The 13,541-nt window shown below is 32.9% G+C and carries 16 protein-coding genes and 2 other annotated features; of the genes, 14 read left to right on the forward strand and 2 right to left on the reverse strand.

Annotated elements, in window-relative coordinates; translation table 11 throughout:
- Window positions 1-53 precede the first annotated feature (53 nt).
- Window positions 54-1,127: an AbrB family transcriptional regulator gene (locus AL499_RS00690; protein ID WP_002492939.1), complete on the forward strand. Its 1,074-nt coding sequence runs from the start codon at window positions 54-56 to the stop codon at window positions 1,125-1,127.
- A 178-nt stretch (window positions 1,128-1,305) separates the two neighbouring features.
- Here AL499_RS00690 and AL499_RS00695 read toward each other — a convergent pair whose 3' ends face one another.
- On the reverse strand, window positions 1,306-1,866 hold the full coding sequence (locus tag AL499_RS00695) for a DNA-3-methyladenine glycosylase I (RefSeq protein ID WP_002478070.1): 561 nt from the start codon (window positions 1,864-1,866) through the stop codon (window positions 1,306-1,308).
- Window positions 1,867-1,922: 56 nt separating this feature from the next.
- Window positions 1,923-2,159 (forward strand) — a binding site (T-box leader).
- A 40-nt stretch (window positions 2,160-2,199) separates the two neighbouring features.
- Here AL499_RS00695 and AL499_RS00700 point away from each other — a divergent pair.
- From AL499_RS00700 to radC, 4 genes are all read left to right on the forward strand, one after another.
- Entirely contained in the window at window positions 2,200-4,830 is a 2,631-nt protein-coding gene (locus tag AL499_RS00700) for a valine--tRNA ligase (RefSeq protein WP_037540796.1), read from the forward strand.
- 12 nt (window positions 4,831-4,842) lie between these two features.
- Entirely contained in the window at window positions 4,843-6,120 is a 1,278-nt protein-coding gene (locus AL499_RS00705; protein WP_037540795.1) for a bifunctional folylpolyglutamate synthase/dihydrofolate synthase, read from the forward strand.
- Window positions 6,121-6,293: 173 nt separating this feature from the next.
- On the forward strand, window positions 6,294-7,004 hold the full coding sequence (locus AL499_RS00710; RefSeq protein WP_002492125.1) for a prepilin peptidase: 711 nt from the start codon (window positions 6,294-6,296) through the stop codon (window positions 7,002-7,004).
- Entirely contained in the window at window positions 7,001-7,678 is a 678-nt protein-coding gene (gene radC, locus AL499_RS00715; protein ID WP_002458912.1) for a RadC family protein, read from the forward strand. The genes AL499_RS00710 and radC overlap by 4 nt, the downstream gene beginning before the upstream one ends.
- A 260-nt stretch (window positions 7,679-7,938) precedes the next feature.
- On the opposite strand, the gene AL499_RS12215 is transcribed toward radC, so the two are convergent.
- Window positions 7,939-8,121, reverse strand: coding sequence for a hypothetical protein (locus AL499_RS12215; protein ID WP_002458913.1), 183 nt, complete (start codon window positions 8,119-8,121; stop codon window positions 7,939-7,941).
- 166 nt (window positions 8,122-8,287) lie between these two features.
- On the opposite strand from AL499_RS12215, the gene AL499_RS00720 reads away from it, so the two are divergent.
- The 9 genes from AL499_RS00720 to AL499_RS00755 all read left to right on the forward strand — a co-directional run bounded on the left by AL499_RS00720 (window position 8,288) and on the right by AL499_RS00755 (window position 13,534).
- The gene (locus AL499_RS00720; protein ID WP_002478074.1) at window positions 8,288-8,758 is read left to right on the forward strand and encodes a DUF4930 family protein; all 471 of its coding nucleotides are present in this window, start codon (window positions 8,288-8,290) and stop codon (window positions 8,756-8,758) included.
- 78 nt (window positions 8,759-8,836) lie between these two features.
- On the forward strand, window positions 8,837-8,968 hold the full coding sequence (locus AL499_RS12785; RefSeq protein ID WP_002458915.1) for a hypothetical protein: 132 nt from the start codon (window positions 8,837-8,839) through the stop codon (window positions 8,966-8,968).
- Between the two features lie 195 nt (window positions 8,969-9,163).
- Window positions 9,164-10,006 carry a rod shape-determining protein MreC gene (gene mreC, locus AL499_RS00725; RefSeq protein WP_002478075.1) on the forward strand — a complete coding sequence of 281 codons (843 nt, stop codon included), beginning with the start codon at window positions 9,164-9,166 and terminating at the stop codon, window positions 10,004-10,006.
- Window positions 10,006-10,500 (forward strand): rod shape-determining protein MreD, encoded by a 495-nt coding sequence (gene mreD / locus AL499_RS00730; protein WP_002458917.1) that lies wholly within the window; start codon window positions 10,006-10,008, stop codon window positions 10,498-10,500. Before mreC ends, mreD begins: the two co-directional genes overlap by 1 nt.
- Window positions 10,501-10,559: 59 nt before the next feature.
- Window positions 10,560-10,643 (forward strand) — a sequence feature (ribosomal protein L21 leader region).
- 13 nt (window positions 10,644-10,656) lie between these two features.
- A complete protein-coding gene (gene rplU / locus AL499_RS00735; protein ID WP_037540794.1) occupies window positions 10,657-10,965 on the forward strand; it encodes a 50S ribosomal protein L21 in 309 nt (102 codons plus the stop codon).
- A 5-nt stretch (window positions 10,966-10,970) separates the two neighbouring features.
- Complete coding sequence (locus AL499_RS00740; RefSeq protein WP_002458919.1) at window positions 10,971-11,291, forward strand: ribosomal-processing cysteine protease Prp; 321 nt, start codon at window positions 10,971-10,973, stop codon at window positions 11,289-11,291.
- Window positions 11,292-11,302: 11 nt separating this feature from the next.
- Window positions 11,303-11,587: a 50S ribosomal protein L27 gene (gene rpmA, locus AL499_RS00745; RefSeq protein ID WP_002458920.1), complete on the forward strand. Its 285-nt coding sequence runs from the start codon at window positions 11,303-11,305 to the stop codon at window positions 11,585-11,587.
- A 187-nt stretch (window positions 11,588-11,774) separates the two neighbouring features.
- Window positions 11,775-13,067 carry a GTPase ObgE gene (obgE, locus tag AL499_RS00750; protein WP_002492126.1) on the forward strand — a complete coding sequence of 431 codons (1,293 nt, stop codon included), beginning with the start codon at window positions 11,775-11,777 and terminating at the stop codon, window positions 13,065-13,067.
- An 11-nt stretch (window positions 13,068-13,078) separates the two neighbouring features.
- Complete coding sequence (locus AL499_RS00755) at window positions 13,079-13,534, forward strand: ACT domain-containing protein (protein ID WP_002458922.1); 456 nt, start codon at window positions 13,079-13,081, stop codon at window positions 13,532-13,534.
- The last annotated feature ends 7 nt before the right edge of the window (window positions 13,535-13,541 follow it).

Consider the following 13,541-nt stretch of genomic DNA (forward strand, 5'->3'; position numbering starts at 1 on the left):
GGACTTTCATACTGAGGATGTCTTAACCTCTTTTTAATGAAAGAAGGGTCATGATGAGAAGAATATGGCTTAATAATTTAATTCTTTTAACAACAGCAATCATCGTGAGCTTAATATTATATTTTGCACATGTACTGTTACCATTTATGTTTGGTCCTATTATTGCTGCTATAATTGTTGTTAAATTTTTAAAATTAAATGTAAAGTGGCCATTCTGGTTTAGCCAAGTCGGGCTGATTTTATTGGGTGTTCAAATAGGATCGACATTCACAACAGAAGTTATTAATGATATTAAAGATGACTGGACAACAATTATCATTGTTACTGTATTACTCATCGCATTATCTTTAATTATCGCATACTTTTTTAAAAAGATAGCACGTGTGAATACTGAAACTGCAATATTAAGTGTAATTCCTGGAGCACTTAGTCAAATGCTCATTATGGCAGAAGAGAATAAGAGGGCTAATATACTTGTTGTGAGTTTGACACAAACTTCACGTGTTATTTTCGTTGTCATTCTTGTACCGCTTATTTCTTATTTATTTAGTAGCAATCAAACAGCTACGCAAAGTATTAGTCATGCAAAGCCATTAACGCAGGTACTCCATTTTCCAGAGATTATATTGATAATCATGGCAATTGCACTTGTTTATTTTATAATGGCAAAAATCAACTTTCCTACTAAACAGTTATTAGCACCTATCATGGTATTGATTAGTTGGAATTTAATTACGCATATCACATTTACCTTAGATAATTATATTTTAGCATCAGCTCAAGTTATATACATGATAAGAATCGGATTGCAAATAGCTCAATTACTTGGTGATTTGAAAGGTCGTATTGCGATTGCAATCATTTATCAGAATGTATTATTAATTATCAGTGCTTTTATCATGGTTTATTTCGTTCATTTATTTACCAATGATTCTATAAATGAATTATTCTTAGGTGGTGCGCCTGGAGGTATGAGTCAAATTGTTATTGTGGCTATAGCTACAGGTGCTGATGTAGCAATGATTTCAAGTTTTCATATCTTTAGAATCTTCTTTATTTTATTCATAGTTGCACCGATTATTAGTTACTTATTGAAATTGAGTTTGAAAAGATATGACAAGAAATAAGAGTGGGGCATAAATTCCAAAATAATAGCACAGAGATGTTTTGACATAAATCATCTTTGTGCTTCTTTTATTATCAATACTTCGTATGGTATATCTGAGTTTTCATAGGTTGCTATCCAGTCAGCCCAAGTTGTCTTATGAATAAAATCTATAACATTATTGTACTAGATTGTTATCGTCATTTATGAACAGGTTTATGTGGACAATCTTTTAAATGAGCATCATACATCCCTGATGCTTCAAGGAATGAAAACACAGTAACAGGTCCCAAGAATTTGAAACCATATGACTTTAAATCTTTTGAAAGCTGTGTTGCTCGTTCATCTACAGTTATTCTGTCAGACGCATGCTTATAATGTAAGTCAATGGGGTGACCGCCAACGTATGACCATAGAAACTGACTAAAACTACCAAATTCTTTTTCAATGTCTAAATATCCTTTAGCCTGTGAAATGATTGCTTCTAATTTTTTGCGATTATGAACAATATTGGGAAAGCTCATTAGCTTATCAATATCGCTTTCAGTCATTTGTGCTACTCTTTGAGGCTCAAAATTATGAAATGCTTCACTGTATGCGTCTTTCTTTTTTAAAATAGTTAACCAGGAAAGTCCGGCATGTTGAGATTCTAGTGCCAGGAGCTTGAACAAGGCTTTACTATCATATAAAGGTTTTCCCCATACGTTATCATGATAATCTAAATAAATAGGATCTTTCGTGCTAAATGCGCACTCATTCATAAATATACCTCCAAGAGATTGACTTATAGCGATTTCCATTATACTATAATTAAGAAGCAAAATATATGTTTGGGAAGAGTAAGTATGAATGGTAATTCAGAGAGCATATGGTTGGTGAGAATATGCATAGCGTTCTTACTGAAGGTAGCCCACTAGATCTTTTATTGAACAGTAATATTAAGTAGATAAAAGCGTGTTTGAGCGTTAATCATAATTAAGTGCAAGAATTAAGTTTGATTTTATAGAACTTTTTTCTTGAATTTAGGTGGTACCACGGAAATTCCGTCCTATATATATTAGGACGGTTTTTTTATTTCAAGGAGGTCATTATTGATGAAAATGGAACCTAAATATAATCCGCGAGAAGTAGAATCAGGTAGATATGATGAATGGGTCAATAGCGGATATTTTAATACATCTACGGATAAGTCAAAAAAACCATATACGATTGTTATTCCACCACCAAATGTAACTGGGAAATTACACTTGGGACATGCTTGGGATACAACCTTACAAGATATCATTACACGTATGAAACGTATGCAAGGTTATGATACGTTATATCTACCTGGCATGGATCACGCTGGTATAGCTACACAAGCTAAAGTTGAAGCGAAACTTAATGAACAAGGCATCTCTAGACATGATATTGGAAGAGAAAAATTTTTAGAACAAGCTTGGGAATGGAAAGAAGAGTATGCCTCATTTATACGACAACAATGGGCTAAATTAGGACTAGGTTTAGATTATAGTCGTGAACGTTTTACCCTAGATGAAGGATTAAGTCAAGCTGTTAAAAAAGTTTTCGTTGATTTATATAATAAAGGTATCATATATCGTGGAGAACGTATTATAAATTGGGATCCTAAAGCACGTACAGCATTATCAGATATAGAGGTCATACATGAAGATGTTCAAGGGCATTTTTATCACTTTAAATATCCTTATGCTGATGGGGATGGTTACATTGAAATTGCTACAACCCGGCCGGAAACGATGTTAGGGGATACTGCGATTGTTGTAAACCCTAATGATGAACGTTATAAAGATGTTATAGGTAAAACTGTTATCTTGCCTATTGTTGGTCGAGAATTGCCAATTTTAGCAGATGAATATGTTGATACTGAATTTGGAAGTGGTGCTATGAAAGTTACTCCGGCTCACGATCCAAATGACTTTGAAATTGGTCAACGTCATCACCTAGATAGTATTATTGTGATGGATGAAACAGGTGCCATGAATGACCAAGCAGGAAAATACCAAGGGTTAGATCGTTTTGAATGTCGTAAGCAACTTGTAGAAGATTTAAAAGCATTAGATTTAGTAATTAAAATTGAAGATCATATGCATTCGGTAGGTCATTCAGAACGCTCCGGTGCAATAGTTGAACCATATTTATCCACACAATGGTTTGTAAAAATGAAACCATTAGCACAGCGCGCGTTAGACAATCAAAAAACAACAGATCGCATTGATTTCTATCCACCACGATTTGAGAATACATTTAATCGATGGATGGAAGAAATTAGAGATTGGACAATTTCTAGACAATTATGGTGGGGTCATCAAATCCCAGCTTGGTATCATAAGGAAACAGGTGAAATTTATGTTGGTGAACAAGCGCCAAAAGATATAGAAAACTGGGAACAAGATGAAGACGTTCTAGATACATGGTTTTCTAGTGCCTTATGGCCTTTCTCAACATTAGGCTGGCCTAACGAAAGTGCAAATGATTTTAAACGTTATTATCCAACTAATGCATTGATTACCGGATATGACATTATTTTCTTCTGGGTGGCTCGAATGATTTTCCAAGGTTTAGAGTTTACCGAACGACGACCTTTCCAAGATGTATTATTACATGGATTGGTGCGCGCCGAAGATGGTCGTAAAATGAGTAAATCACTTGGCAATGGTGTTGACCCGATGGATGTAATCGAAGAATATGGCGCAGATAGCTTACGTTATTTCTTAGCGACGGGTTCATCTCCAGGTCATGATTTAAGATATTCTACTGAAAAAGTTGAATCTGTATGGAACTTTATCAATAAAATTTGGAATGGTGCACGGTTTAGCTTAATGAATATTGGTGAAGATTTTGCTGTAGAAGATATTGATTTATCTGGCAACTTATCACTAGCTGATAAATGGATTTTAACGCGTTTAAATGAAACGATAGAAACGGTGACTGATTTAAGTGACAAATATGAATTCGGTGAAGTAGGTCGCGTATTATATAACTTTATTTGGGATGAATTCTGTGATTGGTATATAGAAATGAGTAAGATACCAATGAATGGTGCAGACGAAGCGCAAAAACAAACAACACGTTCTGTATTAAGTTATACGCTTGATCAAATGATGCGCATGTTACATCCGTTTATGCCATTTGTGACTGAAGAAATTTGGCAAAGTTTACCTCACGAAGGTGATACCATTGTCAAAGCTGCTTGGCCAACAGTTAAAGAAGAATTCAGCTTTAAAGATAGTAAACAAACGATGCAACAATTAGTGGAAATAATCAAATCAGTTAGACAATCTCGAGTTGAAGTTAATACACCTTTATCTAAAGCCATTCCAATTTTTATTCAAGCCAAAGATGAAGACGTTAAAGCGACATTAATTGAGAATGCGGACTATATTGATAAATTCTGCCACCCGAGCGAACTAATTATTGATACTGATATCACAATTCCTGAAAAAGCAATGACATCAGTTGTTGTAGCTGGTAAAGTTGTTTTACCATTAGAAGGGCTTATCGATATGGATAAAGAAATTGCTCGGTTAACTAAAGAGTTAGAAAAGCTTCAAAGCGAACTAGATCGCGTTGATAAAAAATTAGCAAATGACAACTTCGTTAAAAAAGCACCTGAAAAAGTAATTAATGAAGAACGAGATAAAAAGGAACGTTACCAAGAAAAATATGATGGTGTTAAAGCAAGAATTGAACAATTAAAAGCATAGGAGTATTAGATGATGAATTACCTAGACAGCTTGTATTGGATACATGAACGTACTAAATTTGGTATCAAACCTGGCGTCAAACGTATGGAATGGATGCTTGCACAATTTAATAATCCTCAGCATAATATAAGAGGTATTCATGTTGGTGGTACAAATGGCAAAGGTTCAACAGTAGCGTATCTTCGTTCTGCCTTAGCCAGTAATGGTTATGAAGTTGGTACATTTACATCACCATTTATAGAATCATTTAATGAGCGTATCAGTCTAAATGGCGTACCAATTTCAGATGATGAAATTGTCGCTTTAGTAGAACGCGTTAAACCAATTAGTGAAGCAATGGATAGAGATACTGATTTAGGCGTTGCAACTGAGTTTGAAATAATTACGACGATGATGTTTCTATACTTTGGTGAAATACATCCTGTGGATTTTGTAGTTATTGAAGCAGGTTTGGGTATTAAAAATGATTCTACGAACGTCTTTAATCCCATTATATCGATATTAACTAGTATTGGATTAGATCATACCGATATTTTAGGTAATACGTATTTAGATATTGCCAAAGATAAAGGTGCTATTATTAAACCCAACATCCCAGTCATTTATGCTGTGAAAAATGATGAAGCATTAAAATATATACGTGACCTTGCAGTTAGTGAGAATGCAAAGCCCATTGAATTAGAACGTGAAATCATTATTGTGTCTGAAGATGATGAGTTTACGTATCGCTATAAATCGTATGAATTAGAGACGATTATCTTAAACATGCTTGGAGAACATCAAAAAGAAAATGCAGCACTAGCAATTACAGCGTTAATTGAGTTAAATGAAGCAGGTCTTATTGAGTTAGACTTCAACAAAATGATTGATGCGATTGAATCAGTGACTTGGACTGGAAGAATAGAACAGGTTAAAGAAGAACCATTGATGATTATTGATGGTGCACATAATAATGAGAGTATTGAGGCACTTATCGAAACTGTTAAAACTTATTATAATAAAGAAAAGATGGATATTTTGTTCTCGGCAATTAAGGGTAAACCAATTGCCAGTATGATGAATAAGTTAAAAGAAATTGCTGATGTCTTTTATTTTACTGAGTTTGATTTTCCAAAAGCAATAACAGCAGATGAGTTTAAAGATTTGATTCAAGATATAACTGTTGAGTATATTCAAGATTATCATTCATTTATAAACAATTATTCTGGAAAAGGATTATTAATCACCGGAAGTTTATATTTTATAAGCGAAGTAAAAGATAATGTAGAGTTTGTTGAAATTGACAAATAATGAATAGATGCAAAGTATGCTTGATATTTAAGCGGCAGATATTTTAAATCTGCTGCTTTTTTTATGTTTAATTTCATTAAATAAATAGTTGTAAAATATTTATCTTTTAATATTGCTTATAATATTTACAATTGGAACGGAGCTCCTTATAATTTTTGTAAGGAGGTTGATATGTGGTTATCATATGCTATTTATACAGTGTTCTTTTTAGTTATTTATATCAATTGAATGGTGTCGAACGTATATCATTTTGTATTTTAAAAGCACGTTCAACTTGTGATTATTGTCACCAAAAATTACCGTGGTATTCCTTATTACCAATAGTTAGTTTTTTATTTTTAAAAGGACGAGCGCTTTGTTGTCATCACAAATTAAATAAGTATTATCTTATAGGAGAGCTAATTGCTTTTATTATTCCTACTATGAGCTTAATTTGGGACATTGACATAAATCCAACGATTTTTTCGTTCGTCTTCTTGTTTCTCCTAGTTATGGCAATTTATGATATAGAAACTAAATACTTAAATTTACAATTTTTCGCTTTATTTGTTATATGTCTATTGTTTATTTCCCACTTTTATCTCATTAACTTTATTATTTATACTTTAGTAAGTCATGCAATTTATTTATTTGTTCATAACTCGCTTGGTTATGGCGATATAATTTTAATTTCATTTTTATCACTTATTTTCCCACAATCGTTTATGCTTTACTTTATATTTATCACATTATTATTTGCTACCCTATATAGTCTTTTTTTAATTGTTAAATATAAGACGAAAAGAATGCAAATACCGCTTATTCCATTTGTTTTTATCTCATTTATTTTAAATGCATTTTGTTTTAAAATGCTTAAGTTTTACGTTGAAGGAATGATGTTATGAAAATTAAAGATATGGTTACTTCTGAAAAACCTCGCGAACGTCTACTACATTATGGAGAGAAAAGCTTATCTAACACAGAATTATTAGCAATTTTAATTAACACAGGACGCAAAGGCAGTTCGAGTATTGAGATTGCCAATGAAATTATGTTTGGAAAACATCAACTAAAAGAATTAAAATGTATGACCATTCATCAATTAACTCAAATTAAAGGGATTGGCTTACATAAGGCAGTTATATTAAAAGCCGCATTTGAACTAGGAGAAAGGATGAATGCGACACATTTAAGTGAGAAGGTTAAGATTAAATCTCCTGAAGATGTGGCAAATCTAATGACATCTAAACTCAAAGACTTAGAACAAGAACACTTTGTAGCATTATTTTTAGATACAAAGAATATCGTTATTAAAGAACATACAATTTTTGTTGGCACATTAAATTCAACCATTATACATCCACGTGAAATATTTGCGGCAGCGTTGCGTTATACATCTAATTCATTAATTGTCGTTCATAATCATCCTTCTGGAGATGTAACACCATCATCGGAAGATATTGCAACTACAATACGTTTAAAAGAATGTGGAGATATTTTAGGAATATCTTTACTAGATCATATTATCATTGGTAATAATAAATTTACTAGTTTATGTGATGAAGGATATATAGAATAATATGTAAAGCATTTTCGCAATTGATTAATTGAAGAAAGTGATATGCATGATTTGTGCTCTAAAAACCAAAACAAGCATACTAACAATATGCTAGTATGCCATGCTAAATCGTGACTAAATGACAATCAAATTGAAGCGTGCAAACATAATATGACAACTTGTATGTTTACATTAAGAAATGTTGTTCAAAGTTAAATCTATCAAAATTTGTGAAATTATATAGTTAACACCTTGCAGTTGCGTTAACTCTAATTTTTATATTAAAAATGGAAATATCCAGTCAAGCCTTGATAATTTTCATAAACCCATAAAATGCCTTGGTATGCAAGGTAAAGGCAAAGAACTACAAGCGCCGCTGATATTAAAAATCTCAATATTGAAAATCCCACTCTAAATAATAAAATCGCTAATAAAACAATCAAGATAATAGTGAGAATACTCATTAGCGGTCATCCTTTCTAATATTCGTTTACTACGTCTTATTATATTCTTAAATTTAATAATACGCATCAGTCCTAAGATTAAAGCTTGACTCGTACTTAAGACTGATGCATCGATATCCTAATTCTATTATAATACTCTAAATGATCACTAGGAAGGGGAAACTGTATGCATTTCATTCTGAGTACTATAAAAAACATTATTGCCATAGTTATCATCATGATGATTGTATATATCGCCCTTAGATACGCACCTTTTTTACGAGATCAAGAATGGAACCCGGTTAGTTCAATATCTGAAACATCAGACATTAATAATTTAAATTCAGTTCCCGAGACACAATACAATCAACAAAACGAACCATATACAATTGAAGATAATGATTTAATTCAAAACATACCTAAAAGTCAGATAAAAAATGTTTTTAAAATCATAGATAAACAAGAATTTATGGCTGTATCTGGTTTAAGACGAATGGGTTATAACGATGATTATATAGCAGGCCAACGTGATGATCATTTCATAATTTATAAATTAGGGTCTGATAAGATAAAGGTATTTAATACTGAAATTGAGATGGAACAAGAATTGATAAGGCTTAAACAACATATTCCACTTAAAGAATTAAACGCATATTAACTTTATCACTCTCATTTGAAATCATACTGTAAATACGTTAGCCTTGAAGTATAGTAAATAAAAAGGATTGGTGATTTTATGACACAACAACAATCTAAAGCCAAACAAGCTAATGAACAAGCAAAGGCCCAGAATCTTTTTGCAAAGTGGCGAAAAGAAGAAACACTATATAAAGAAGATGAAAAGAACGCAACTAAAGAAGAAAAATAATCAATCAAAAGTATAGCAATTTCCAATGAAAATATTGATAGAAGTGCTGTTGGTGATTTAATCATCAGCAGTTTTTTTATTGATACTATTCATCTGAAGATCACTTTTATTATCTAATAAAAGTTAGTGCTTTATTTAAAGACTAGAGTAATATAAAATAGAAAAGGATAATGAAGTTTAATAGAGGTGTTCCGGGTGCTAAAGTTTTTTAAAAATAACAAGCTGATTGTTGTTTTTTGCGCTATCATTGTTTTTATTGCGCTTATAGGTTTATCTATTCGGTCTTCAACTCAATCGCCTCCTGAACAATTTATAGGGGATACAGTATCTACTGGTCAAAGAATCATTAGTTATCCTGTCAATTTTGTCGCTGGAGAGATCGGGAATTTTTTCAATTCTGGAGATTCAAAAGATAATAAAGCTAAAATAAAGCAATTAGAAGCTGAAAATGAACAGTTAAAAGCAGATAATAAGAAATACAAAAAAGAACTAGATATCAAAGATATTTCAAAGTATGAGCCAATTTCAAGCACTGTGATTGCGCGTAACCCAGATCAATGGATGAACACAGTCATCATAGATAAAGGTGCTAAATCTGGCATACAAAATAATATGGCAGTGATGACATCACAAGGTCTTGTTGGAAGAGTTACGAAGGTAAATCAATTTTCTGCACAGGTTGATTTAATCTCGACAAACGCACGAACTGGTAAACTTTCGGTTAATATTCAACATGGTGACAAGAAAGTGTTTGGATTAATTGATCGTTATGATAGTAAGAAACAAGAACTAATAATTAGTGAAGTCAATAATAAAAACAAAATTTCTGCAGGAGACAAGGTGGTTACAAGCGGATTAGGTGATCAACTACCAAGTAATTTATATGTCGGAGAAGTGACGCAAGTTGAAAATGACCAATATGGTCTAGCAAAAGAATTGAGAGTTAAAACAGCAGCAGATTTAGGAGATTTAAATCACGTTTATATTGCGAAAAGAGATCCAAAAACGCTTCCCGATGATGAAAGCAGGGATGAATAATGCGATCATTTTTATATCTGTTCTTTGGAATTGTGCTTTTTTATATCGACATTACAATTGGACTAATCATACCATTTAATATAGGCAATCACGCTGTTAAATTCGTGCCACAACTAACTTTAATGTATTTGCTAATGCTGACAGTCTATAGAAATTTTGGGATTTCTTTAATTTTAGGTACGTTTTTGGGAATAATGACCGATATTTATATTGGAAGTCTGTATGGTATTTATATGTTTGGGTATATTCTACTTATTTTTATTATTGATAAATTTTTCAAAGTATTTTATCGTGATTACATCATGATTTTCTTCGTCATCATATGTGCAACATTAGTATTTCAAATGTATGCAGCACTGATATATGGTGCAGTAGGTTTTATTGAGTTTGACATATGGGATTTTATCTTATTGAGATTATTACCTACATTTATTCTCAATTTAATACTATTAATTATTATGTTCCCAATTTGCTATAAATATCTCAAAAATTAATTTCAAAGATTGACAGTACAAGGTACTAATGGTAAGATGCAGTAGTTGAGTAGTTTTATAGCTACATACAACCGCTCAAATATGGGTTTAAGTACTATTCAATTTGCAATAGTCACCTATGTATGGCGTGACTTATAAATATAGGAGGTGCAAAGTATGTTTGCTATTATTGAAACAGGTGGAAAACAAATCAAAGTTGAAGAAGGTCAAGAAATCTACGTTGAAAAATTAGACGTAGCAGAAGGCGAAACTTTTACTTTTGATAAAGTATTATTTGTAGGTGGAGATTCTGTAAAAGTTGGTGCGCCAACAGTTGAAGGTGCAACAGTATCTGCTACAGTTTATAAACAAGGCCGTGGTAAAAAAATCACAGTATTCACTTATAAACGTCGTAAAGACTCAAAACGTAAAAAAGGCCATCGTCAACCATATACTAAATTAACTGTTGATAAAATCAACGCTTAATTAATATGATAACTGTTGATATTACAGTAAATGATGAAGGCAAGGTAACTGATGTTATCATGGATGGTCATGCTGATTATGGCGATTATGGTCATGATATCGTATGTGCTGGTGCCTCAGCAGTTCTGTTTGGCAGCGTAAATGCTATTATGGGTTTGACTTCAGAGAAGCCAGATATCGATTATGATGATGACGGTGGTCATTTCCATATTAGAAGTGTGAATCTTGATAATGATGACGCGCAACTGATTCTTCAAGCAATGTTAGTTTCTTTACAAACGATTGAAGACGAATATAATGAAAATATCAGATTAAATTATAAGTGAGGTGTATCCCGATGTTGAAATTAAACTTACAATTCTTCGCATCTAAAAAAGGGGTAAGTTCTACAAAAAACGGACGAGACTCTGAATCTAAAAGATTAGGTGCTAAACGTGCGGATGGTCAATTTGTAACAGGTGGCTCTATTCTATTCCGTCAACGTGGTACTAAAATCTATCCTGGTGAAAATGTAGGTCGTGGTGGCGATGATACATTATTCGCTAAAATCGACGGCGTTGTTCGTTTTGAACGTAAAGGTCGTGACAAAAAACAAGTTTCTGTTTATGCAGTTGCTGAATAATTGTCAAAGGAACACCAGAAGTACATACTTCTGGTGTTTTATTTTGCGTAAATCATAATAAATCGCCCATTAAAGTAAACTTCTACTACAAAGAAGTTGATTGTAAATTATAACACTTATGATTTATTAGCAATATAGTTAATGATATAATTCAAGATAATGATTACATGTAAAAGAGGTGAGATATATGTTTGTCGATCAAGTAAAAATATCTCTTAAAGCAGGTGATGGTGGTAATGGAATCACTGCTTATCGTAGAGAGAAATATGTACCATTTGGAGGACCAGCAGGTGGTGATGGTGGTAAAGGCGCTTCTGTCATTTTTGAAGTAGATGAAGGATTAAGAACTTTACTAGATTTTAGATACCAACGTCATTTTAAAGCTAAAAAAGGAGAAAATGGACAAAGCAGTAATATGCATGGGCGTAATGCTGAAGATTTAATTCTAAAAGTACCACCTGGAACGATAATCAAAAATGTAGAAACTGAAGAAGTGTTAGCCGACCTTGTGGAAGATGGTCAGCGTGCAGTAGTAGCTCATGGTGGACGTGGAGGTCGAGGAAATTCTAGATTCGCTACACCTAGAAACCCTGCACCTGATTTTAGTGAAAATGGTGAGCCAGGTGAAGAATTAGATGTCACTCTAGAGTTAAAGTTATTAGCCGATGTGGGATTGGTTGGATTTCCAAGTGTGGGTAAATCAACATTATTATCGATCGTATCTAAAGCGAAGCCCAAAATTGGGGCATATCACTTTACAACTATCAAGCCAAACTTAGGTGTGGTATCAACGCCTGATCAACGAAGTTTTGTTATGGCAGATTTACCTGGTTTGATTGAAGGTGCATCCGATGGAGTAGGATTAGGACATCAATTTTTACGTCATGTTGAGCGAACGAAAGTTATTGTGCATATGATAGATATGAGTGGTTCAGAAGGTAGAGATCCTTTTAATGATTATCACGTCATCAATCAAGAATTAATCAATTATCAACAACGTTTAGAAGAACGGCCCCAAATTATTGTTGCTAATAAAATGGATGTTCCAGGCGCGCAAGACAATTTACAGAAATTTGAGGATAGTATAGCTGCTGATATCATGGTAATACCAGTGTCTACTATTACTAGAGATAATATTGATACTTTACTTTATGCTATTGCAAATAAATTAGAAGAAGTTAAAGATATAGACTTCTCAGTCGAAAAAGATGAAGAGATTGGTGTAAATCGAGTATTATATAAACATACGCCATCTCAAGATAAATTTACGATTTCTAGAGACGATGATGGCGCTTATGTTGTAAGTGGAAATGCTATTGAAAGAATGTTCAAAATGACAGATTTCAACAGTGATCCAGCTGTACGTCGTTTTGCTCGTCAAATGCGTTCAATGGGTATTGATGATGCATTAAGAGCACGTGGATGCGCTAATGGTGATATAGTAAGAATTCTAGGCGGAGAATTTGAATTTATAGAATAGGAGGCAGTTAAATGGACAAGAAAGAATACCATAAGTTTTATTTAATACGAGAGGATGTACTTCCTGAATCTGTCATTAAAACTTTGAAGATTAAAGATGCTTTAAAAGAAAATTCTAAGCTGTCCATTTATGATGCTGTACAACGTTTTGATTTGTCACGCAGTGCTTTTTATAAATACAGAGATACCATTTTTCCTGTTGATGAAAAAATGCTAGAACATAGAGAATTCACGTTAATACTCTATGTTAATGATGTGGTAGGTACTCTAGCAACGGTACTTCACACAATTTCTCAACTACAGTTATCTGTTTTAACAATCCATCAAAGCGTGCCTATTAATGAAGAAGCGACTATCACATTGTCACTTAATGCACAATATACAGAACTTACAATAGACGAAGTGATTCTAGCGTTGCGGTCAATTGACCATGTATTTAAAGTAGATTTAATCAGTATGAGCATGTAAGGATGGT

The organism is Staphylococcus lugdunensis (genome assembly GCF_001558775.1).
Classification (GTDB): Bacteria; Bacillota; Bacilli; order Staphylococcales; family Staphylococcaceae; genus Staphylococcus; species Staphylococcus lugdunensis.